The 23,664-nt window shown below is 36.2% G+C and carries 21 protein-coding genes; 10 read left to right on the forward strand and 11 right to left on the reverse strand.

From position 1 onward, the window contains the following. Positions 1-20: 20 nt before the first annotated feature. The 6 genes from sufD to IPM56_13450 all read left to right on the forward strand — a co-directional run bounded on the left by sufD (position 21) and on the right by IPM56_13450 (position 4,807). Complete coding sequence (gene sufD / locus IPM56_13425; GenBank protein QQS35241.1) at positions 21-1,337, forward strand: Fe-S cluster assembly protein SufD; 1,317 nt, start codon at positions 21-23, stop codon at positions 1,335-1,337. 5 nt (positions 1,338-1,342) lie between these two features. Further along, entirely contained in the window at positions 1,343-2,602 is a 1,260-nt protein-coding gene (locus IPM56_13430; protein QQS35242.1) for a cysteine desulfurase, read from the forward strand. Then, positions 2,602-3,057, forward strand: coding sequence for an SUF system NifU family Fe-S cluster assembly protein (locus IPM56_13435; protein ID QQS35243.1), 456 nt, complete (start codon positions 2,602-2,604; stop codon positions 3,055-3,057). The genes IPM56_13430 and IPM56_13435 overlap by 1 nt, the downstream gene beginning before the upstream one ends. 95 nt (positions 3,058-3,152) lie before the next feature. After that, the gene (locus tag IPM56_13440; protein ID QQS35244.1) at positions 3,153-3,473 is read left to right on the forward strand and encodes a DUF59 domain-containing protein; all 321 of its coding nucleotides are present in this window, start codon (positions 3,153-3,155) and stop codon (positions 3,471-3,473) included. 146 nt (positions 3,474-3,619) lie between these two features. Further along, complete coding sequence (locus tag IPM56_13445; protein ID QQS38312.1) at positions 3,620-4,126, forward strand: BrxA/BrxB family bacilliredoxin; 507 nt, start codon at positions 3,620-3,622, stop codon at positions 4,124-4,126. A gap of 204 nt (positions 4,127-4,330) precedes the next feature. Then, a complete protein-coding gene (locus IPM56_13450) occupies positions 4,331-4,807 on the forward strand; it encodes an Rrf2 family transcriptional regulator (GenBank protein QQS35245.1) in 477 nt (158 codons plus the stop codon). Between the two features lie 6 nt (positions 4,808-4,813). Here IPM56_13450 and menC read toward each other — a convergent pair whose 3' ends face one another. The 11 genes from menC to IPM56_13505 form a co-directional block, all read right to left on the reverse strand. Further along, the gene (gene menC / locus IPM56_13455) at positions 4,814-5,917 is read right to left on the reverse strand and encodes an o-succinylbenzoate synthase (protein ID QQS35246.1); all 1,104 of its coding nucleotides are present in this window, start codon (positions 5,915-5,917) and stop codon (positions 4,814-4,816) included. A gap of 27 nt (positions 5,918-5,944) precedes the next feature. Next, positions 5,945-7,432 carry a hypothetical protein gene (locus IPM56_13460; protein QQS35247.1) on the reverse strand — a complete coding sequence of 496 codons (1,488 nt, stop codon included), beginning with the start codon at positions 7,430-7,432 and terminating at the stop codon, positions 5,945-5,947. Between the two features lie 103 nt (positions 7,433-7,535). Then, on the reverse strand, positions 7,536-8,525 hold the full coding sequence (locus IPM56_13465; protein QQS35248.1) for a PorV/PorQ family protein: 990 nt from the start codon (positions 8,523-8,525) through the stop codon (positions 7,536-7,538). 18 nt (positions 8,526-8,543) lie between these two features. Beyond that, positions 8,544-11,291, reverse strand: coding sequence for a hypothetical protein (locus IPM56_13470; GenBank protein QQS35249.1), 2,748 nt, complete (start codon positions 11,289-11,291; stop codon positions 8,544-8,546). A 23-nt stretch (positions 11,292-11,314) separates the two neighbouring features. Beyond that, positions 11,315-13,774 (reverse strand): carboxypeptidase-like regulatory domain-containing protein, encoded by a 2,460-nt coding sequence (locus tag IPM56_13475; protein ID QQS35250.1) that lies wholly within the window; start codon positions 13,772-13,774, stop codon positions 11,315-11,317. Continuing rightward, a complete protein-coding gene (locus tag IPM56_13480; protein QQS35251.1) occupies positions 13,771-14,640 on the reverse strand; it encodes a MurR/RpiR family transcriptional regulator in 870 nt (289 codons plus the stop codon). Before IPM56_13480 ends, IPM56_13475 begins: the two co-directional genes overlap by 4 nt. Before the next feature lie 45 nt (positions 14,641-14,685). Further along, positions 14,686-15,804: a T9SS type A sorting domain-containing protein gene (locus IPM56_13485; GenBank protein ID QQS35252.1), complete on the reverse strand. Its 1,119-nt coding sequence runs from the start codon at positions 15,802-15,804 to the stop codon at positions 14,686-14,688. A 41-nt stretch (positions 15,805-15,845) separates the two neighbouring features. Continuing rightward, positions 15,846-17,258, reverse strand: coding sequence for a putative basic amino acid antiporter YfcC (gene yfcC, locus IPM56_13490; GenBank protein ID QQS35253.1), 1,413 nt, complete (start codon positions 17,256-17,258; stop codon positions 15,846-15,848). Further along, entirely contained in the window at positions 17,255-18,106 is an 852-nt protein-coding gene (locus IPM56_13495) for a cyanophycinase (GenBank protein QQS35254.1), read from the reverse strand. The genes yfcC and IPM56_13495 overlap by 4 nt, the downstream gene beginning before the upstream one ends. A gap of 5 nt (positions 18,107-18,111) precedes the next feature. Beyond that, positions 18,112-19,206 carry a M20/M25/M40 family metallo-hydrolase gene (locus IPM56_13500; protein ID QQS35255.1) on the reverse strand — a complete coding sequence of 365 codons (1,095 nt, stop codon included), beginning with the start codon at positions 19,204-19,206 and terminating at the stop codon, positions 18,112-18,114. Between the two features lie 92 nt (positions 19,207-19,298). Then, positions 19,299-19,646: a hypothetical protein gene (locus IPM56_13505; protein QQS35256.1), complete on the reverse strand. Its 348-nt coding sequence runs from the start codon at positions 19,644-19,646 to the stop codon at positions 19,299-19,301. Between the two features lie 147 nt (positions 19,647-19,793). Here IPM56_13505 and IPM56_13510 point away from each other — a divergent pair, with 147 nt between their 5' ends. From IPM56_13510 to IPM56_13525, 4 genes are read left to right on the forward strand one after another with little or no spacing between them, the layout of a single operon-like run. Next, entirely contained in the window at positions 19,794-20,435 is a 642-nt protein-coding gene (locus IPM56_13510; GenBank protein ID QQS35257.1) for a TetR/AcrR family transcriptional regulator, read from the forward strand. Beyond that, the gene (locus IPM56_13515) at positions 20,432-21,397 is read left to right on the forward strand and encodes an efflux RND transporter periplasmic adaptor subunit (protein ID QQS35258.1); all 966 of its coding nucleotides are present in this window, start codon (positions 20,432-20,434) and stop codon (positions 21,395-21,397) included. Before IPM56_13510 ends, IPM56_13515 begins: the two co-directional genes overlap by 4 nt. An 11-nt stretch (positions 21,398-21,408) precedes the next feature. Beyond that, entirely contained in the window at positions 21,409-22,359 is a 951-nt protein-coding gene (locus IPM56_13520) for an ABC transporter ATP-binding protein (GenBank protein QQS35259.1), read from the forward strand. Then, on the forward strand, positions 22,356-23,660 hold the full coding sequence (locus IPM56_13525; GenBank protein ID QQS35260.1) for a TolC family protein: 1,305 nt from the start codon (positions 22,356-22,358) through the stop codon (positions 23,658-23,660). The genes IPM56_13520 and IPM56_13525 overlap by 4 nt, the downstream gene beginning before the upstream one ends. Positions 23,661-23,664: the final 4 nt, after the last annotated feature.

The raw sequence follows: 23,664 nt of genomic DNA on the forward strand, positions 1-23,664 counted from the left end.
GAAACCGGAGAAATTATTTAATGAGTCAGATAACTGAATTTAAAGATTGGTTCATATCAAACTTTGCTGAACTCGAAAAAAGCTTAAATGGAGAGAAAGAACATTTTATTCATCAGCTTAGAAAAGAAGCGATTGATAATTTTTCAAAATTAAATTTTCCTAACACAAAAGATGAAGAGTGGAAGTACACTAACATATCGCCTTTACTGAATCATAAATTCATATCTGCTAAGAGAGAAGCGGCAGAAATAAAAATAGATATTTCAAAATTTTTATTCAGCAAAGACGAACATAGCATTATAACTTTTATAAACGGTATTTATTCAAAGAAGAATTCCAAAATAAAAGATCTGCCTTGCGGCGTAGTTGTTGAAAGTTTATCATCGGTTGAAAAATCAAACCCTGAATTGGTGAAAAAGTATTTTGGAAAATTTGCAACAACCAACGACAATATATTTACAGCACTGGGAACCGCTTTTGTAAACGATGGTGTTTTCATTCACATACCTGATAACAAGGTGATTGAAGACATTATTCATATTCTTTATATAACCGATGCAAATGATGACAGCATTGTTGTTCAACCAAGAAACCTGATTATCGCAGGTAAAAATTCACAGGCAACTATAATTGAACATTATCTTTCACTCTCGGATTCGACATATTTTACAAACTCAATTACAGAAGTTATTGTTGATGAAAATGCTTTCATCGATCATATAAAACTCCAGGAAGAAAGTCAAAATGCTTTTCATATTTCAAGGATGGAAGTTGATCTTGAACGCAGCAGCAATTTTACTTCACATGCGATTTCGTTTGGCGCACAGTTATCCAGGAATGACATCAACGCGAGATTTAATGATGAAGGCGGTGAATGTACTTTGAATGGATTATTCCTGACTGAAGACAAACAGCTTTGTGACACTCATACATTGATAGACCATGCTAAACCGCATTGCAACAGTCACGAACATTATAAAGGAATTCTGAACGACAAATCACGCGGAGTCTTTAACGGAAAAGTGCTCGTAAGAAAAGATGCACAGAAGACAAATGCGTTCCAGCAGAACAATAATATCATTCTCACAAAGGATGCATTAGTAAACACAAAACCACAGCTTGAAATTTTCGCTGATGATGTTAAATGCTCACACGGCGCAACCGTTGGTCAGCTTGATGCGGATGCAATGTTCTATCTTAAGTCTCGTGGAATTGGCGACGATGCAGGGAAAGCAATTTTAATTCATGCGTTTGCAAGTGATGTGGTTCAATCAATTAAGATTGAAGCTATAAGAAACTATCTTGAAGAAATTCTTACAAAAAAGTTTAATCAATAATCTTTATGAAAACTGAAATTGAAATTCCTGTAAACAGGGAATCAAAAGAATTTAACATTGATATCATAAGGGATGATTTTCCCATACTGAAAACTAAAGTGCACAACAAACCTTTGGTTTACCTTGATAATGCGGCAACTACTCAAAAGCCTCAGCAGGTTATCAATGCAATGAACAATTACTACCGCACGATGAACTCGAATATTCACCGCGGTGTTCATTCACTGAGTGTCGTAGCAACGGAAGCATTTGAGCGTGCGAGAATAAAAATCAAACAGTTCATCAATGCTTTTGGGAAGAATGAAATTATCTTTACAAGAGGTACGACTGAATCAATAAATCTTGTTGCACAGACATATGGAAGAATGGTTGTCAATGAAGGTGATGAGATAATAATTTCGCATATGGAACATCATTCAAACATTGTCCCATGGCAGATGTTATGTCTTGAAAAGAAAGCTGTTCTTAAAGTTATTCCGGTCAACGATAAAGGTGAACTTATCATTGAAGAATTTGAAAAGATGATAACTGAAAGAACAAAAATTGTTTCGGTAGTTTATGTTTCAAATTCACTTGGGTCTATTAACCCAGTAAAACAAATAATTGACATCGCTCATAAAAAAAATATTGTTGTAATGATTGATGCCGCACAGGCGGTTAATCATTTACCGATTGATGTTCAGGAACTTGATTGCGATTTCCTTGCATTTTCCGGACATAAAATTTATGGTCCAACCGGAATCGGTGTGCTTTATGGAAAAGTAAACCTGCTTGAAAGAATGCCTCCATATATGGGCGGCGGAGATATGATTTCAAAAGTTACTTTTGAAAAAACAACGTACAATGAACTGCCGCATAAGTTTGAAGCCGGAACCCCTGATATTGCAGGCGCAATAGGGCTCGGCGCTGCTATTGATTATGTAACAAATATTGGAATTGAAAAAATAGCAAAGCATGAAAATGATTTGCTGGTTTATGCAACCGAAGCTGTTTCAAATATGAAAGGATTAAGAGTCATTGGAACTGCCGAAGAAAAATGTGCCGTCTTATCATTTGTTTTTGATAATGTTCATCCTCACGATGTAGGTACATTTTTAGATTTTGAAGGCGTGGCAATCAGAACAGGACATCACTGCACACAGCCTTTGATGAACAGGTTTAATGTTCCAGCTACATCACGTGCATCGTTTGCTGTGTATAATACAAAAGAAGAAGTGGATATTTTAATCAGGGGATTGAAAAAGATAACAGAGGTGTTCAATTAATGGAAACTGAATTACGCGAACTTTATCAGCAGGTAATTTTAGATCATAATAAGAGCCCGAGAAACTATAAGAAGATAGAACCTTCAACTCACTTTGCAGAAGGATACAATCCATTATGCGGAGATACTGTACACATTTATCTTTTTGTTGAAGACGGATTAATAAAAGATGTTTCATTCCAAGGTTCAGGATGTGCAATATCAAAAGCATCTGCATCCTTGATGAGTACAATTGTTAAAGGCAAAACTGTTGATGAAGCACACAAGTTGTTTGAAAAGTTTCATGATTTAATTACAGGTAAGCTGGGAGAAAATCCTGACATTGATGAACTCGGTAAACTCGCAGTGTTTGCCGGAGTGCAGGAATTCCCTGCCAGAGTAAAATGCGCTTCACTTGCCTGGCATACTATGGAATCAGCTTTGAAAGAGAATAAAGAAAAAGTAACAACTGAATAGTTCTATGTCATCCTGAGCCTGTCGAAGGATGACGGTTACTCAGTTTTCAAGTCACACTTCGACAAGCTCAGTGTGACATCGTTATTAGAAATATTATGTCACAAATAAATAAACAACAGCTCGAAGAAAAAATAATTCAAACACTAAAAACATGTTACGATCCTGAAATTCCGGTTGACATTTTTGAGCTTGGATTGATATATGAAATTGCAATTGATGACAATGCTAATGTCGAAGTCAAAATGACTCTTACTTCCCCATCATGTCCTGTTGCCGGTACATTACCCCCCGAAGTAGAGGGGAAAGTAAAAAGTATTCCCGATATAAAAAGTGCAAAGGTTACTTTAGTTTGGAATCCGCCATGGGAAAAAGATATGATGTCTGAAGTTGCAAAGCTTGAACTTGGATTTTTGTAAAGCGGTTAGTTTGTCATCCCGAATTTATTCCGGGATCTTAAGCAAGATTACACAAGACTAAGAACCTGAAACAAGTTCAGGTTGACAATTACTTAAAACTAAAATTATAAGGAGATAAAATGTTCAATGTACTTTCGCGTCCTCCGATGTATGACCAGGACGCAGTTCAGCCAATGCGTGATGAATTGGTTGCAGTAGGTTTCACCGAACTTCTTACAACCGAAGAAGTTGATAAAGCAATTAATGTTAAAGATGATAAAACAGCTTTAGTAATGATAAATTCTGTTTGCGGTTGCGCTGCCGGAAGTGCAAGACCGGGAGTTTCACTCGCGCTTCAGAATAATATTATTCCTGACAAACTTTTTACAGCATTTGCAGGACAGGAACGCGATGCTGTTGACAGTGTTCGTGCTTTGGTAAAAGGTTTTCCTCCCTCATCACCGAGTGTTGCTTTATTTAAGAATGGTGAACTGATTTATTTTATGCCGAGACTTGATATTGAAGGTTATGACGCACACAGTATTGCAAAAAGATTAGTCGCAGTGTTTAATGAAAAATGTTCTGCCGCAGGTCCGTCAATTCCACCGGACGCCTTTGAAAAAGTTATGTATGCAAAAGCATGCGGTTCAAAAATTCCGTTGTATAAAGGATAATTTATAATTGTCATTTCGAAGGAGTCTTCGACTGAGAAATCTCCGAAATTAATATTGCATCAGATTTCTCCCTACGGTCGAAATTACAAGTTGGTATTTTCAGATCAAATAGGTTAAAGAACATTTGACTTACTGAGCCTGTCGAAGTATGACAGAATAATCGTCACTCTTCGACAAGCTCATGGTGACAATAAAAAAAATAAAATGAAATTCAGTACACAAGAAGAATACGGATTAAGATTATTACTCAGGATCGGGAAGAGTAACTCCCCCAACGGAATGACAATTCCTGAACTTAGTGAATTAGAAGGCTTAACTGAAGCTAACGTTGCAAAGATTTTGCGTGTGCTTCGTCTGGCAGGCTTTGTTGAAAGTTCACGCGGACAAACCGGTGGTTACAAACTTGCACGAACACCAAATGAAATTCTTGTCGGAGATGTGTTGACTGCACTCGGCGGTAAGTTGTATGAATCTTCTTTCTGTGATTTGCATGCAGGCGTTGAAAACATCTGCACAAATTCAATCGATTGCTCAATACGCTCACTCTGGAAAACAATTCAGACTATGCTTGATGGTGTTCTGAGTAAAATTACACTTCAAGATCTATTAGGGAAAGAACATGAAGTTGAATCATTTGTTACTAACTTAACAGATGAATTAGACTTCAATACAAAGTACTAATATCTTTTAATACCTCTCAGATCTGACTGTCACCCTATCCAGCATCTCCATATTCACTTCAACACCAATTCCTGGCTTGGTTGGAACATCCATTGTTCCATCTTTATTCACAACAAATTCCGGTTCAACTATATCTTCCTTGTAATATCTTTTGCTTGCAGAAATATCGCCGGGTAAAGTGAAGTTAGGCAGAGATGCGAGAGCTACATTCCCTGCTCTTCCGATTCCTGATTCAAGCATACCGCCGCACCAGACAGGAATATTTTTACTTGCACAATAATCGTGAATAAGTTTTGATTCTGTGAATCCACCGACTCTTCCGGGTTTTATATTTATTACTCTGCAGCTATCAAGTTCAATTGCTGCGCGTGTATCATCAAGTGAGTGAATGCTTTCATCAAGACAAATTGGTGTGTTCAATTCTTTCTGAAGTTTTGAATGATCATAAATATCTTCATAACTCAGAGGTTGTTCGATCAATAACAAATTTAAATCATCCATTTGCTTGAACAGGTTTACATGTTCCAATTCATAAGCTGAGTTTGCATCGACCTGGAAAAGAATGTCCGGATATTCTTTTCTGACAGCTTTGACAAATTGAATATCATTACCGGGAGCAATTTTTATTTTTATCCTTTTATATCCTTCAGCAAGATATCCTTCGATCTTTTTAATAAGATCAGGAACCGAGGATTGAATTCCAATGCTGACACCAACATTAATTTTATTTTTATCTGCACCAACCATTTTTGAAAGAGAAATGTTTTTCGACTTTGCAAAAAGGTCCCACAAAGCAGCTTCAAGTCCGGCTTTAGCCATCATATGCCCGCGCACTTTTGAATATGATTTAATTGCATCATCAATACTTGAAATATTTTTTCCAAGAATCGATGGAATTAAAAAGTCCTGAAGTATATGCCAGGCAGTTGTTACTGTCTCATACGAGTAAAATGGTGTTCCTTCCGCAACACTTTCACCCCAACCTGTTAATCCTTCTCCATCAACACGAACGATTATATGTTCTTCATCATACTCAGTTCCCATTGATGTGGTGAACGGAGTAACCAATTCCATTTTAATATGACGGAGTTCTATTTTTTCAATTTTCATGTTTTACCTTTGTTAATAGCATCATAATTACTTTAAGACTCTAAGGATTGGATAAGTTTCACCCTTTTTGAGAAGATGTTCAAACTGTTTGTAGGTAACCAATCCAAGTTCTGATTTTGGCTCAAGCGCAATTACAATCGTATTATTCTTTAATTGATTTACCGGAATAAAAATATAATCGTCTTCCTGCAATTCAGTATCTAGCAATTTGGATTCTACAATTGGGTTGATAATTATATCTCTTTCAAAATCCATTGAGTCAATGCCTGTGGCAAAGTATTGTTCAATTTTATCTTCATAAGATTTTTTGTACTCAACGTAGTAAATAGAATGTCTGTCAGCCCAGTCAATAATTTCAACAATGGTTTTGGGAACAAGATATCCTTTAGGTCTTTCAACATCATAAATTGATTTAACAATTGGTCTGTAATCATTAACGACAACTATTGTATCTTCTTCTGAATAATATGAAAACAACGGAAGTTCCAGTTTACTTCCATCAGCAAAATGATCTAACTGAATGGCAACCTTTTCATCAACTTGGTTTACGACAAGTTTTTCTCTTTCATTCTTAACAAGTTCTTTGATTCTGTTTTTATTTTTATAAACAAACTCCAATAAACCTTTCATCCCGGTCATCTGTCCTTCAGCACGATGTTTTATGTTATTAATAAAACCATCTTTACCATTCAGTCCTTCTTGTATGAATGAAAAAGTATTTTGAATGCCAAGACTTTGTCTACCGTCATTTATATCGAATGTGCTGTGCCGTATGTAATCGATTTCCGGTGGACCTCCGGGACTATATTCGAAGTATGAAAAATTTCTTTCATTCAAATAACTTTTGATAAAAGGAAGATATTCTTTCTTTGATAGTTCTCTTATTTCTTCTGCATTGTTAATATTTGTTGTAGTACCAACTTCAACATCGGCATTGTTTCTATAACCATATTCTTTCCATGTTTCGCCATAAGGGAAATACTCATGTACATCCATCGAAACTTCAAACTTGCATTTGTTAAAGAGTTTGTGAAGTGCGTTTGTTTCCGGTTCTGTAAGTATTAAATGATTTCTGTTAAGGTCCAAATCATGACCGTTTCGTCTCTGATTTTTTTCTGAGCCATCGGGATTCATCTGCGGAATCAATACAAAATCAATCTTGTCAAACAAATATTGATTTTCAGGTTTTAACAGTTCATCGATTAAAAACAATGCTCCTTCTTTTCCTGACTGCTCATTGCCATGCTGCTGTGCAAATATTAATACTTTAATTTTCGATTCATCTTTTCCGAATCCGGAATTAGAAAAATGTACAGCATACAATTCTCTGCCTTCAACAGAATTGCCAATAACTTCCACACTTATAAGTTCAGAAACTTTATCAACCTGATTAATAAAACCTGATAGTTCATCGTATGAAGTTATTTTTTGAAAATTATTTTTTTCGAGAGGAGGCTGAATTTGTGAGAGTGATAAACTGCTACAAAGTAAAAAAGTAAACAGGAAGGTTTTCATATAATTAAACTTACTCAACGGGTGATACAATAATTATTTTAACTACAAAGATTATCTATGCTAATGATTTATTGAATCCATTAAACAGAGATAATTTTTAAAACTAAAAACTTAAATTAACTGAAATACGGTGAACACTTGGTAAAATATCATACACGGAATATGCGTAATCAAAATAGACTGCGGTTCCGCCTAAAGGCACATTAGCACCTGCACCAAAAGTAAAATCCTGATCATCATAATTATATTTGTAACCACCTCGTACTGCAAACCTGTCAAAGAATGAAAACTCAGCACCAAAGTGCGCACGTTCAGCGTTGTCGTTAGGATGCGTTACATCAATTGCACCTATAATTTTTACAAAGTCATATTGCACTATATCAAATCCAATCCCGACCTGAAAGTTTAACGGGAGCGGATATTCCTGCGTGTTTAACCTGCTGGGAATTAATCTGCTTAAAGGATAGTTATCATCTTTGCGATATGTGAAATCAAGATCAGGTCCGTCAAATTTTATATCTGCACCAAAATTTGTCATACTCATTGCTATAGTAAGATTCTGAAAATCCAACCTGTATTGAGTGCCAATATCAAAAGCAACTCCTGATGCAGTTTCATTCCATATTCTTTGATTGATATATTTCACGCTCAATCCAACACTGAATCTGTCTGTAAGATATTTTGCATACGATACACCAAGTGCAATATCCCCTGCATCAAAATACCGACCTGTTCCGTTCGGCTCTTCTTCAGTTGTAATTTCCATGTTGCCTGTTGTAAAGCTTACCATACTTGCACCGAATACTCCGAATTCACCCGCATTATATACAAGTGAAGCAGCGTTAAAATCGAAAAGGTCAAACCAGTTCATGTATGAAAAGTGTGCCTGCACATTATTAACTTTTACAAGTCCGGCAGGGTTCCAGAAAATTGATGATGCGTCATTAGTAAGTCCTACGATTGCACCGCCCATTGCTTCAGCACGGGCACCGACAGGTATTTGCAGAAACTGAGCGCCGGATGTTCCAAGATTCGGGTTCTGTGCAAAAGTAGAACTAACAAGCAATAAAAATATCAGTAATAATTTTTTCATAAAATTTCCTGCATCAACTTATTTGATTATTGCAAAACGTTCTTTGTACTCGGAGTTTTTTGTTTTTACAACATAGATATAAATTCCCGCCGCTATTTCTCTTCCGCCTTCTGTACGAAGATCCCAAACCTCGGTACCATTAATAGCGTTGTGATTTATAGTCTTAATAAGGTCTGCATCAACTGTAAAAATATAAATTGTACATTCCGGTGGAAGATTTACAAATTGAATTTGCCTCAGAGGTTCTTTTCTTAATTCACCGAATTCAGGCTCATAAAGTGATGAAACTATATATGGATTGGGCACAACCCGAATCCTGTTAAGTTCACTTGCAACTTTTTGATAATCAACTTTTGAACCCTCAATACCAAAGGAATATGAATCTCTGATATTGGGCTTTAAAGGTTTGATCACTTCAACAGAAAACATATTGCCGGCAGCAGGCGGTGCTGTTGATGGAAATGTAATTGTTCCTTCAATTCCATCATAAGTAAAAATGTCTGATGAAAACAATGTATCAAGCTGAATGTTCGTTTCAGTTACTGACAATAAAACGAATCCATTATTATTTACAAATCCGTTTCCCTCAACTGATACGATATAAATTTTTTCTTCAACTAATGTTTCATCTGCAACACTGAATGTCATTTCAACATTATTATCTGTACCGCCAACTTTTGATACACTCTTTATTATATCAGGTTGAATCATTTTTATTGATACGCCGTCAGTTGTTGTTTGTAACTGATGTAACTGGAACGGGCGTTTATTTATTACTAAATCCTGGTTATTCCTTAAAACGTTTATAGCAAAATTTATGGCGATAATATCTCCTTGTTCGGGAAGAAATGAGGGATCAGTTCCTACCGAATCAACTAAGCTTACTCTTAATCCTTCACCTGTTATTACAACGTCTCTTCCTCCCTGCGGATAAGGAAACCCTGTTCTGATAACTGTGTTCAGGGTTATATTCTTCAAATCAAAAGTAGAAGAACTTGTAAATTCAATCGCATACTTATAAGGATTTGTAATAGTAGAATCTGTAACTGTTATTGATACATCCGTTGCAAGATCACCTGATTCGATTCTCGGTACAAAAGTGAAGGTGGTTAAATACTGATTTCCGGCAAGTGATTCATCGTCAACGACTGAAGCATTTAAAGTATAATTTGAATTCCCTGTATTAAGATTGACAGGATTAATTGATGTGACTGAAGTTCTGCCAATTGCTTCCGATCTTGGTGTAACTGAAACTGTATTCACTGCTTCAAGTGAATTGCCTATCGGACTTTCAAGGCTCTCAATTGCTGAATTACCTTTATCAAAAGATGTTACTGAGTACCAGTATTCAAATCCATTAGTGACAGTTGTGTCGACATAACTATATTGTAAACCGGTATTCCCTCCGATAGTATTGACCAGGTCGAACTCAGCGATTCTTTCCCAGCTTAGTCCTCTGTTTTTACTTCTGTAAAGTCTGTAACCCTCAAAATCATAACCGGAAAATTCATCGTAACTTAATTCAGCTAAATCATCCCAATAAAGCGTTGCCCTAAAATCTCCATTTGAAGAATAAAGTTTTGGTCGAGCCGGTGGTTTGGGCAGATTGAAATTTGCATCAACAGCATTTTGAGCTACAGCTGCGGCATTGATCAGTTCATTGTATGTATCACCAGCAACAAAGGCTGTATAAAAAACTAATGTGTCACCCGGATTTATTGTGTAAGGACCGGATGATATATGTGCAAGGATATCCATTCCGGAAGCCGGAATTGTTGACGGATCATCGAAATGAAGATTTGAAGTATTTGTTAAATGAAAATATTTACTTCCAATTGTTGAATTGTAAAGATCCGGATCGGATGACATGAAACCATATTGTATTGAATCAATATCAGAGATGTTGTCATCATCATATAACATATAATGGAAATCAGTTATACCCAATTCAGTTCCGTTAACTTCCGGAGTCTTCAGCATCATCACTCCGAAGAATCCTGTTTTGCCGTCGGGCCATTCACCTGATACTCCGTCATCATAAAAATAAATCAGGTTCTGAGGCGGAATAAAATTAACTTTATCATCGCCCCATTCAGGTAATCCTCCGCTGATGTCCCCAACATCAATATCGTTATGAAGTCCGAAGTAAAGACTGTCATAGCTGTTCTGGCTTGTATTGGTTAATTCATATTTAAAGAAGAGAATATTTTTTGCAAAGTTTGTTCCGAAGGCATAACCTGTTTGTGCAAGTTGAAGTCCAAGTATTGTCACAGTATTATTACTGTCATTAAAGACACAATAACTATCCTGATCAGATAAAATAATAGTGTTCCCGTTTATATCTTTTACAGGCCAGCCTTTTTGCGGATGCCACGAGTTTGGATCATCACTGAAAGCTACTCTTGCAGTATCGCTATTATGGTAACCTGATGCAGCTTCCCATTCCTCATTTGTTGTGAATCTTCCCTGAACGACATTTCCCGGTACACCAACAAACTGATTTACCCTGTAGATGTAATTCTTCTGACTGTTAATAGGAAATTCACCTGATGGTCCCTGAGATATTGTTCTCGGATAAAGTTTGCCGCGATTCTCAAAAAACAACCCGATGTTACTCGCATTATGAATTCCTGCGGCGCGATCTTCAATGCGAAGTATTTTTTGTAATAAATCTTTTGCTTCAAAATCTTTATCGTATTGGGCAAATCCTTTTGAAGAAAAAAGTATTAAGCAGATCAGCATTTTTAATATTAAAACTCTTCTCATTTTTTCTGCCTTAGATAGAATGATTAATTAAATCTCATTGTAAAACCTAAACGTACTGAACGTGGTGGTCCGAAGTTGGAGGGGTCTCTCATATATTCAGTTGAATAGCCACCAACAGTTGTATACTCAGGATCACCGGTATCACCGTACACATAAAGTATATTTCTATGATCTGTCAGGTTTAAAATTTCTGCAAATAACCGCAGTCGAAGATTCCCAGGAAATTCAAATTCTTTACCGATCATTAAATCGATATTATAAACACCAGGCTGTCTTAAAGAATTTTTTTCGACGAAACCTATATCTCTTCCTGAAGGTGTGTAAGGAGCGCCTGAACTTGCTTTGATGATCAAACTGAAATCCATGTTATCAAATATTTTTTCACCGAATATTTCAGGACCCTCATTGTTCGGGATTGTATATGTACCGCTTGCATTAAATACATGCGGACGATCGAAGTCCAAAAAATAAAGTTGTGTTGATTCTTCTGTGCCCGGATATTGTTCTGCTTCAGATGAGGCACTTCCTTTTGCTACAGAATATGTATAAGTAAGTCCGCCGGAGAAATAATTATTTGGTCGTACATCAAGTGCAGCTTCAAATCCTTTTATGTTTGCATAATCCTCATTTACATAAAGAGTATAGCCGGTGTATCTTCCATCAACGTAAGGGAAATAATAACGAGTGCCGATAAGACCGGTTATATCACGATAGTATGCTGTTACATTAAGTGCAACATTGTCGCTGAACTGGTGTGAAACACCAACTTCATACGAGATAGTTCTTTGTGCATCAAGGTTTGGCTGTCCGAATAAAGGCTCACGAACATTCAGGTCATAAAGATTATTCTCAAACAAATATTCGAAATCAGGATTCTGGAAAAAATGCCCATAAGAAAAATGAAGTTTAGTTCTGTCCGAAATAGGATGTGCTATTCCAAACCTCGGGGATATTTGTGACCTTGATTTAACTTTTATAATTGAATTAGGATCAAGCGGGTTTTCCCTGAAGCTTACATTTGAATTCAGATAGTCAAACCTTAACCCTACATTGATAATCAGGTATGCTAATTCAATTTTATCCTGAACGTAAACTGCGCTTTCAAACGGTTCAGTATCGTAATCATCTATGTATGGGAAATTTCTTTTCGGATCATAAATTTCATACAAACTCAGCCAGTGTTTTTTGTAAGATGCGCCGAACTTAACTTCATTCATTGACCCGATTTGCCAAACTGCATCAAATTTAAAATCTGCTGAAGCAGTTCTGCTGTTAATTAACTCTACCGGATCGGATAATTTATAAAACTCATATCCCGTTCCGATGTTTTCAAAATACTGTTCTTCAGTTGATGAAAGATATTCGGAAGTATCTTTATCAATGCCTGAATAAAATCCCTGGTTGAAGTATGATGCTTTAACATCATAAAAGAAATTATTTTCAACTGTGTGAGTAAGACTTAATGTGCTTTGCCAGCTATCAGTTCTGGTTCTCAGATATTGTTCCGGAATATATTTGTATGAATGACTATATCTCTGCCGTTTTCCGGAGTTACCCCTGTTTGACAGCGCGATTTTAATATGAGGAATTACCGTAGTGGAAAGTTTTGTAAAAAACGATTTTGTGTTATTGTAACCGAATGGCAAATAACTTCCCCGTTTATCAACTTCGCCTGAAAAGAAAAAATTGTAATCGGGTGTAATTATTGGCCCGCTTATGCTTCCATTAATTCTGTTTTCATGTAATGATGAATAGCGGTCAACTCCAAACTCACTTGTACGGGCTTCAAGTTTTGCTGAAAATTTATCTGTACCATCTCTTGTAACAATATTAACAACTCCGCTTAAAGCATTTCCATACTCAGCGTTGAATGTTCCGCTAAGTAAACTCATCTCCTGAATTGCGTCGTTATTAATATCAGTCGCAAGTCCGCCGAGTAAAGGATCAACAACGATTGTTCCATCGATCATATACGCTACTTCATTTGACCTTCCGCCTCTGACGTGAAGATTGGAACCGCTTCCGGTTACGCCCGCCTGCAGCGAAAGTAATTCAGTAAAAGTTGATACAGGTAAAGCTTCAATTTCTTCCCTTGTTACTACCGAGATACTGCTTGTAACATCTTTTTGAACAAGTTGTGTTTTTGCTGTAACAACAATTTCACCTACTTCAATTGTTCTTGGCTTTAATTCAACCGGTAGTTGTGTTGTTTGATCAACAATGATTGCAACTTCAGTAAATCTTAAAGTTTCATAGCCGATGTATGATACTACAACATTATACTTCCCGGGCGGAACGTTCAGAATTACATAATTTCCATTTACATCGGTAGCAGCACCAAGCGATGTTCCTTCAATCAATATATTAGCCCCGATCAATGGTTCGCCGGATTGTGCATCTTTAATTGTACCCGATAATTTACCTGTTGTACCGGGATAGAGTAAATAAGGAATTAGAAGGAACAGCAGTAAATATTTTTTCATCTTTCACTCCCGCTGATTATCTGATTCTGACTGATCATAATATCCTCAGATTCTTTCAGAATTTTTTTCGCTCTTTGTTTGTCCTTAATTGCACATGCTGTTGCAATAGCATTTATCAGCACTGATATAGCAGCGAATGAATTTGTGAACAACATGTTTTCACTTTTAACAATCAAGTTTGCCTTTGTAAAGAATGTTGCCGGTGATGCCGGCTGATTAGTCACAGCAATCACATCTATCTTTCTTTTCTTTGCAAACTCCGCCGCTTCAACTGTTTCTTTTGAATAAGGCGGAAATGAAAAAACTATCAGCAGGTCTTTCGGATTCATAAACAATATCTGTTCATTGAATAACGTATGTGAGTGCTGAAGAACCGATGAGCTTACACCAACCTGCGTCAATTGATAAGCTAATATTTCCGCAAGCAAAAACGAGATACCTAATCCCGCAGTGAACACTCTTTCAGATTTCAGGATTGTATCAATAACATTATCAAAAGTTTTCCGCTCAACTAAATTGAGTGTATCATTTATATTTTTGATATCAAGATTAGCAACTTCGGTGAGAAGATCTTCTTTAACTTTATGTTTTTCAAATAAAGGGAAAATTGATTTGTTATTAATTTCGTTCTGAAGCGAACCGGTTATTGCATCTCTCAGTTCGCTGAATCCTTCAAAGCCTGCACGTTGTGCAAACCTTACGACTGATGCCACACTTACACCGGTAGCTGCTGAAAGATCCTGAACATTCAGAAATGGTATCTTATCAAAATTGTTAATAAAGTATTCAGCAACCTTCCTTTGATTTTTAGGAAGTGAGTTGTATTTGCTGGTGATTTTTTCTTTTATTTCTTTGTATCTGTCCATAAGCAAAAAGGCTCACGTATTACTGTGAGCCTTATAAAATTTTTATTATTTAATTACTGTCATTTTCTTTGTGATCATTTTTCCGTCTGTCTGCATTGAATAAATGTAAACTCCCGAACTAAGATTTGCAGCGTCAAAATTATAATGGTGTGTTCCGGCTTCAAGAGTTTCGTTAACGAGTTCTGCAACCTGTTCACCGAGTGCGTTAAACACTTTCAGTACAACATCTGATCTTTCAGGTAATCCAAATGTAATTTGTGTTGATGGGTTGAACGGATTAGGATAATTCTGCTCAAGGACAAAATCTCCCGGTACATTATTCAAATCAGATTCAACAGAAGTTAGCTGATTATATTTTTGAAGTGCAAGCTGCATATTTGCCAGCATATCATTATGATTTCCACCGACTGCCACAGCAAAATAAACAGTCTTTGTAGCTGCAGGTTGGATGTTTGAATGCTCGCCGCCTAAAATTCCTACACCGCCATCAGCATCTGTTGTAAGTGTGTCAGTCGAAAAAGTTCCTGCATTCATCATGTTATAATAAAGTGTGTCCAACAATTCATAACCATCAAACCATTCAAACACCTGACCTGATGTGGTTTGTTCTGATAAAAATTTTATTCCGATGTAGTGGTTCTCAAATTGGGTTAGTATGTTATTAGTCAGATCATAAAATATTTTATCTTCTTCCCATGTAAAATCCACATATTGCACAACATCCAGCCCTGCCTGCATTGGCATTGCAGTAGTTTCGCGGTTTGTCAATATACATTTAACAAGGCAGTAACTTTCATTATTCCAGCCGTATACACTTTGTTCGATTAAAAAGTCAGGAGGCGCACCTGAAAAAGAATTGTCATATACTCCTGTAACTTCAAAATCACTCAAAGTCGGATTAGGATTTAGTGCCGTTTCAGTTACCCAACCAAGATCATTCCAATATTCAAGAACCTGTCCCTGGTTTCCTGCAACTATTAATGAAATTCTGTTTATATGTTGCAGAGTATCTACTCCCTCAGTTGTGAAGATCCTAATTGCACCATAATCATCAACCCGTACGTTTATAGTTCCGGTACCGAATGTAACCTGGGCAATAGTTCTTTGCTGAATTATACCAACAAAGAATACCATTAGTAAAAGAACCAGTAGAGAATTTTTCATGACTAACCTCTCCTTTTGATTAATAGATTATTAATTAAAACTCATTGCCATCCCATTAAATTTGGCGGGATGAGCAGTAACAATCCAAGTAACATTAAAATAATCTGAAGCGGGATTACCCACTTAGCCCAGCGTTCCCAGGGAACACGCGCCATTGATAAAGCACCCATTGTAACGGCAGAAGTCGGAATAATAATATTTGTGTATTCACCAAATTGAAAAGCAAGAATTGCAGTTTGTCTTGACACACCAGCAAGATCAGCAAGCGGTGCCATTATAGGCATTGTCAGTGCTGCCTGTCCACTTCCTGAATGAACGAAGAAATTTATTATTGCCTGAACAATAAACATCTTTTGTGATGCGAATATTGGAGATGAAGATTGGATATAAGGCGAAAGTTCATAGAGTATTGTATCGATGATCTGCCCGTCTCTCGAAATAACAAGAGTTGCACGCGCAAGTGCAACAATCAATGCTGTACCAACAAGATCTCTAGCACCCTCAATAAAGGCTTTAATCAAGTCATCGGTTTTAAGTGACCCGATTATTCCCACAATAATTCCCATTACCAGAAACATAGCCGAAATTTCTTCGATGAACCAGCCGAGTTCTATAACGCCAACAACAAGCATCACCAATGACAACACAAAAGTTAACAGTACAAGTTTATGTCTTAAGGTCAGTGAAGATGAATTATTATATAAAGATTCGAAGTGTTCACTCTTCCGTCTTTCTTCATCCTGAATAAATGTAGGACTGATTTTGGGATTCTTTGATAATCGTTTTACATAATACAGAAGAAATAAAATAGCAGCGGCAGTTGAGATTGCCCATGAAATAACCCTGTAACCGATCCCGGAAAACATCGGAACATCGGCAATACCCTGCGCTATACCCACATTGAATGGATTAAGAAATGCACTTGCGAATCCAACGTGTGCGCCTACAAGTGGAATCGCGACTCCAACAATTGAATCATAACCAAGCGCTAAACATATCGGAACGATTATCAATACAAATGGAATTATTTCTTCATTCATTCCAAATGTTGCACCGCCGAGTGAGAATAATAAAATCAACGTAGGTATAAAAAGTTTTCGAAGAAGATCGGATGATTGATGAGCTTTGGCAAGTTTATTAATCACAGCATTAATTGCATCAGTTTTGGCAAGTACATTAAACGCACCGCCGACAATTAAAATAAAACCGATTATATGTGCAGCTTCAATAAATCCTTTTAGCGGGGATGTAAATAGATCTACAACTCCCTGGGGTTCATTCTCAATATATTTGAAAGAATTCTGGACAACTACTTCTCTAGAATTGACGGTTGTTCTTTCATATTTACCGCCGGGAATAATCCAGGTCATTGCTGCAATCAATACCAGCAAAGAAAAAATCAGTAAGTAGGTATTCGGGACCCGAAACTTAAATTTCTTTTTTGTCTCACTCATTTAATTACTTGTTTGGTTTTCATATCAAATTTATCTCCGCTGATTAATACATGGAGTTTCATATCACTTATACCAAGATTGCCTTTTTTATCTTCACGGATGTCATTTCCATCAGTCGGATCGTAAACTAAAACCTGGTTGCTTCCCAAAACTTCAAATGTGTCGTCGGGATAAACAATTATTGAAGTTGATTCGTCTATCGCTATCCCGAATAGATCAGGATGTTCGATCAATGAAGCGATTGTCCGGTTGTGTCTTTTTCTTTTCAGAAAGTGCTGATCGATGATAACATTCTTCAAAAAACCAAAACCTGTTTTTGTTTCAACATTACCTTTATCTATAGTAACAAATGAAACGGTAGAATCTTTATTAACCAATTCATTACCGGTTATCATGACTTCACTCATAACTGCAGCACCCGCACTGCTGCCGCCAACAACTCCGCCGTTATTATAAATATCAAAAACTTTCTGAAGTAATTTTGTTCCGAGCATGTCTCTGGTTAGATCACTCTGATCACCGCCGAGAAAAAATACTGCATTAACTTCATTCATCTTTTTCAAGTTGATTTCATCGTCAGCTGTTGCTCTTGTAAATATTAAGTAATCGGAAGACGCACCAAGTTCAGCAAACTCCTGTTTTTGTATTTCACTATTCTCAACAGGTTCTGAACCTGCGTTAGGGATAATCATTATTTTTGCGTTTGAACCGCCTGCAAGTTCAACAAACTTTTTAATAATTTCAGTTGTTTGAACCCCGCCAACTATTACAAGTTTTCCCCTGGATTGTGTAAATGCAATAAATGTGCTGAATAGAAAGACAAAAATTATAAGTATTATTTTTTTCATTTTGACTAATCTTTCTTAACAAGTTCAAGAGCAATTTCTGTTGATTTAACAAGGTCTTCGATGAAAATGAATTCATCATTTGAGTGAGGATTTTGTGCCCCGATACCAAGATTAACTGATTCAATACCTCTTGCATTAAGTGAGTTGGCATCACTGCCGCCAAGTGAAATTTTAGGTATAGGAGTCAGCCCTACTTTGTTTAGTACGTTTACTGTTTCTTTATAAACCTCAGATGTTTCAGGAATTGTATAAGGCATGAAATCCCAAAAATGGTCGATTTCAATTTTTGCTTTAGCTGATTCACATTCTTCTTTAAATATTTTAACAAGCAAGTTAAAGTAATCTTCAGCTTTTTTAAGATTGAATGATCTTACTTCACCTTCTAATTCAGTTAGTTCAGGAATAACATTTACAGCAGAACCACTTTTAAGTAACCCGACATTCATGGTTGTCTCATCATCAATTCTACCGAGAGGAAGTTTGCTGATTGCTTTTGCTGCAATCTTCATAGAGTTGATTCCTTTTTCAGGTGCAATACCGGAATGAGATGCTTTCCCAATTATTTTTATTTTAAATCCCATGGCACCACAGGCTGAGTAAATAAAACTACCCGGTCTATAACCTGAATCAAAAATAAATCCTTTTTTTATCTCCTCATTTAGACCGAGATGTTTAGACCCAAACAAAGTTGTTTCTTCGCATGTAGTAAACGCTACTGTAAAATCTTTAACAGGAATTTTTTCCAGTGCAATCTTCTTTAGTGTATATAGCAGGGTAGAAACACCCGCCCGGTTATCAACTCCAAGTACAGTATCACCTGAAGAAACTATACGATCATCTTTAATGATTGGTCTTACGTGTTCGGTGGGCCGTGCAGTATCCAGATGCGACAGTAAGACCATATTACCGCCGGTTCCAACTTTACAAATTAAATTTCCACTATTACTTCCGGTAAATTGACGGGAATCGTCTTCTGTTAATTCGTAGTCATATTTTTCAAGGTACAGTTTGATATGCCCTGCAAGTGGTTTTTCATTAGCGGAAAGTGCATTTATGCTGGTTATTTCTATGAACAAATCTATTATTTCAGGATGGTTCATCTGTAATTCTGCTTACATAGTGATAATATGATGTAATGTTTGTTACAGATTTACGAAAATAAATTTTCTAAGTCAAGAAATAATTTTTCTGACTACTCGTCTTCTGAGTAAACCTCAAGATCACCTTTTCTTATATACCCGTCTTTTAGCAGGCGGTCACTTGATCTGTAAAGTACAATTGTAAGTTCGTTTGTGAGGTAGTATCCGGTGGATTCAATCTTAACGCCAAACAATTCTCTGGTTACTTTAACCTTGGCGATAAGTTTGTCCTCCGCGATAATTGACTTTTCTACTTTAGCTTTTTTTGTTGGAATGTTCGACAAAGCCCAATAAATACCCTTCTTTGCATTTTGCAGAGTGGTGGTTATATCTTCTTCAATTTTAGCCTGAGCCGACAAACTATATGATAAGAGAAAAATTAGTACTGAAACAACTGACATTCTCATGTTACCCTCCCGATTTTTAAGAAATTTAGCCAAATATTTTTTAACAGCAAATCAATCTTTTCAAAAATAGTGGAAACTGACTATTGACTTTTTAGTTTCCATCATGTAAGTTGGAAACTAAATAAACGATTATAGTTTCCAATGAAAAAATTAAAAATAACCAGTGAAGATCAGAATCCTGAAAAAATAAGGATAGTAAATTTTGCCTCAGAGGTTTTTCTCCGCGATGGATTTTTCAAAATCTCCATGGACAGAATAGCTTCTGACCTTCACATAAGTAAAAAAACCATTTACAAATTCTTTTCTACAAAAGAGGAATTGGTTGAAGCTGTAATATCTAATTTTATCACTTCAGCAAGTTCAAGAATAGAATCTGTGATGGATGCGAACGAAACTTCGCTAACAAAGGCTTTAAAACTTTTTGAGATAATGGGTTCAATAGCAATGAGATTGAGTGATAACTGGATTAAGGACATTAAAATCCATACTCCTGACCTTTGGGAAAAGATAGATGAATTCAGAACTAAAAAAGCCTTCGCAGTGCTTGGTAATATTATCCGCCAGGGGCAAACTGAAGGAATGATAATAGATAAACCTGCCGAGCTTATTATTTATCTGTTCGTTAACTCAATCAGGTCAATTGTAAATCCGGATTTTCTATTCTATCAGAAGTTCAACTACAAAGAAGCTTTTCAGCATTCATTTGAAATTTTATTCAACGGGATACTGACACAAAAAGGTAAAAAACAATTCGATAAAATATTCAGTAAGGTAATACAATGAAAAAAGTAATAAGATTATTTCTTATGGGAATGATATTGACGCTTTACTCATGCGGCAATGGTAATGATGGAAATACAATTGAAGTTTCCGGAAATATTGAAACAACTACTATAGTTGTCAGCTCACAGGTAAGCGGGAAAGTTTTACAACTCTTAAAAGACGAAGGTGAAAAAGTAAAAGCTGGAGATACAATAATAGTTATCGATCCTATTACGTATCAGTTAAAACTTGAGGAAGCCGCAGCAGCATTAACTGCCGCCGAAGCACAGTATCAGCTTCTAAAAAACGGTGCAAGACGTGAGGACATTCAGCAGACACAGGAAATGTTGAACCAGGCTGAGTTGAATTTTAATTCTGCTGAAAAGGATAAAGAACGGTTTGAGAATCTGTATAAGTCAAAAGCCATCACGAAGAAACAATATGATGATGCAATAACAAGATATGATGTATCGCTTGCACAATTTAATTCAGCAAAACAGAACTATAAGAAAATTACAAACCTTGCAAGACCTGAGGAACTAAAGCAAGCTGAAGCAAATGTCAGCCGGCTAAAAGCAGCTTTAGAAATGGTTAAAAAAAGTTTAGCTGACTGTTATGTTAATTCGCCAACAGACGGAATCATAGTAAAACAATTTATTGAAGCTGGCGAAACTGCCGGAATGTTATCGTCACTATTTAAAGTATCCGATTTGAGTACAGTTGATTTGATTCTTTATATCTCCGAGACTGAGTTAGGCAAAGTTAAACTGGAACAAAAAGTTGATGTAAATGTTGACTCATACCCGGAAAAAATTTTTGAAGGTAAAATAGTTTTCATTTCACCTGAAGCAGAATTCACTCCAAAAAATATTCAGACAAAAGAGGAAAGAACAAAACTGGTTTTTGCAGTCAAAGTGAAAATTGACAACAAAAACTACGAACTAAAAACCGGCATGCCTGCTGATGCTTTAATCAAATTGTGAATTACACGTCAATGAAACTTGCAATAAACATAGAAGAACTTCATAAAAGTTATCCGGAAGCAGCCGCAGTTAACGGAATTTCTTTAAATGTAAAACAAGGTGAGATGTTCGGACTTGTCGGACCGGATGGCGCTGGTAAAACAACAACAATAAGAGTAGTGTGCGGACTTCTTAAACCGGATAAAGGAGTCGTAACCATTCTTGATCTTGACATAACAAAAAACAGGAAAGATGTACAAAACCAGATTGGCTACCTTTCACAAAAGTTCAGCTTATATGGTGATCTTTCAATAGATGAGAACATTGAATTCTTCGCGGATATACATGATGTAAAGAATTTTAAACAACGAAGAGATGAACTTCTTTCATTTACAAGACTGACTGCATTCAGAAAAAGGCTTGCAGAAAAATTATCAGGAGGAATGAAACAAAAACTCGCGCTTGCCTGCAGTTTAATTCATACGCCAAAAATTCTTTTCCTTGATGAACCTACTACCGGTGTTGATCCGGTATCGAGACGCGACTTCTGGAAAATACTTTCTGATCTTCAAAAGGATGGGATCACAATTTTTATGACTACACCCTATCTGGATGAAGCAGAAAGATGCAACAGGGTTGCTTTGATGAACAACGGAAAAATTATTACCGCCGATACTCCATCATCAATTAAAAAATCAATTGAACGTAGTACACTTGAAATAATATGCAGTGATATAAAAAGTGCTTATGAACTTTTAAGAAATGAAAAAGAAATTGAAGCGCAGATTTTTGGCGACCGCATCAACCTGATGTTTAAAGATCACAACAAAGAATTTGATAAAATAAAATCACTGCTTACATCAAATGGAATAAGCATAACAAGCAGCAGAGTAATTCCACCCTCACTTGAAAATGTGTTTATTCACCTTGTTAAAAAAGAAACAACAAAGATTAATGATAGTAATGTAAAGGAATTAAGATGAAATATATTTTTTTTGCAATAGTGCTTTCAGGTTGTGTGATGGCACAATCACTAACACTTGAAGAAAGTCTGCAATTAGGTTTAAAGAATAGTAAGGACTTAGTCATTTCAAAATCAAAAACAAAATATGCTGATGCAAAAATTACCGAGGTCGGTTCACAGATGCTGCCGCAGTTAAAATTCTCAGCGTCTTACACAAGACTAAGTGATGTTCCGCCGTTTGAAGTGATCGTCCCGTTTTCTCCATCACCAATAAAAATCCAGGATGTTATCCTTAACAATTATTCTTTCAAGCTATCACTACAGCAGCCTTTGTTTACAGGCTTCAGGTTAAGTTCGTTAAAAAATTCTGCGGAGTATAATTATGAAGCTGCAAATCTTGAATACAATGCCGCTATTAATAACTACGCTGTGCAGATATATGAATCATTCTGGAATTTTTATAATTCACAACAGATTGCAGTGCTCATTAAAGAACAGTTAATTTCTATTAATCAGCATCTTGCCGATACAAAAAATTTCCTTGATAATGGTCTCGCTACTATGAATGATGTGCTTAAACTTGAAGTTCAATATTCTTCACTCGAACTAAAATTAATTGAAGCAGAAAGTAATCTGGATCTGGCACGAATTAATTTTAACAGAGTAATTGGATTAGAATTAGATGCATCTCCGGAATTAAAAGTGAACGAAATAAATCCCCTGCCCGAAAAATTTTTAATTAGTGATTTATTACTCGAAGCCAATAAAAACAGGGATGAAATAAAATCTATTTCCAATCGTGTTAAAGCAAGTGATGAATTGGTTTCAGCGGCGAATGCAGGCTGGTTCCCTTCAATCTATTTGTTTGGCAACGCTTACTACAATAATCCCAATCAACGGATTATGCCAATAAAGAATGAATTTAAAGATTCGTGGGACGCTGGTGTAACATTAAACTGGGATTTGTGGAACTGGGGTTATACCTCTTCACAAACCACACAAGCTGAAGAGATAAAACTTCAGACTGAAACAAACTTAGCACAGTTAAAAGAATCAATTGAAATTGAAGTCACACGTGAGTATCTCAATTATGTTAAATCAATAAAGAAAGTTGAAGTTGCACGTAAAAGTGTGGAACAGGCAGACGAGAATTACAGATTGACAAAAGAAAAATACAACTCACAGGTTGCAAGCAGTTCTGATCTGATTGATGCACAAACATACCAGCTTGAAGCAGAGACTAATCTGATTTCAGCGTTGGTGGGTTTCCAAATTTCAAAAGTAAAATTGGAGAGAGCCACAGGTAGAAAAATTTATTGACGGT

Source organism: Ignavibacteriales bacterium (assembly GCA_016700155.1).
Classification (GTDB): Bacteria; Bacteroidota; Ignavibacteria; order Ignavibacteriales; family Ignavibacteriaceae.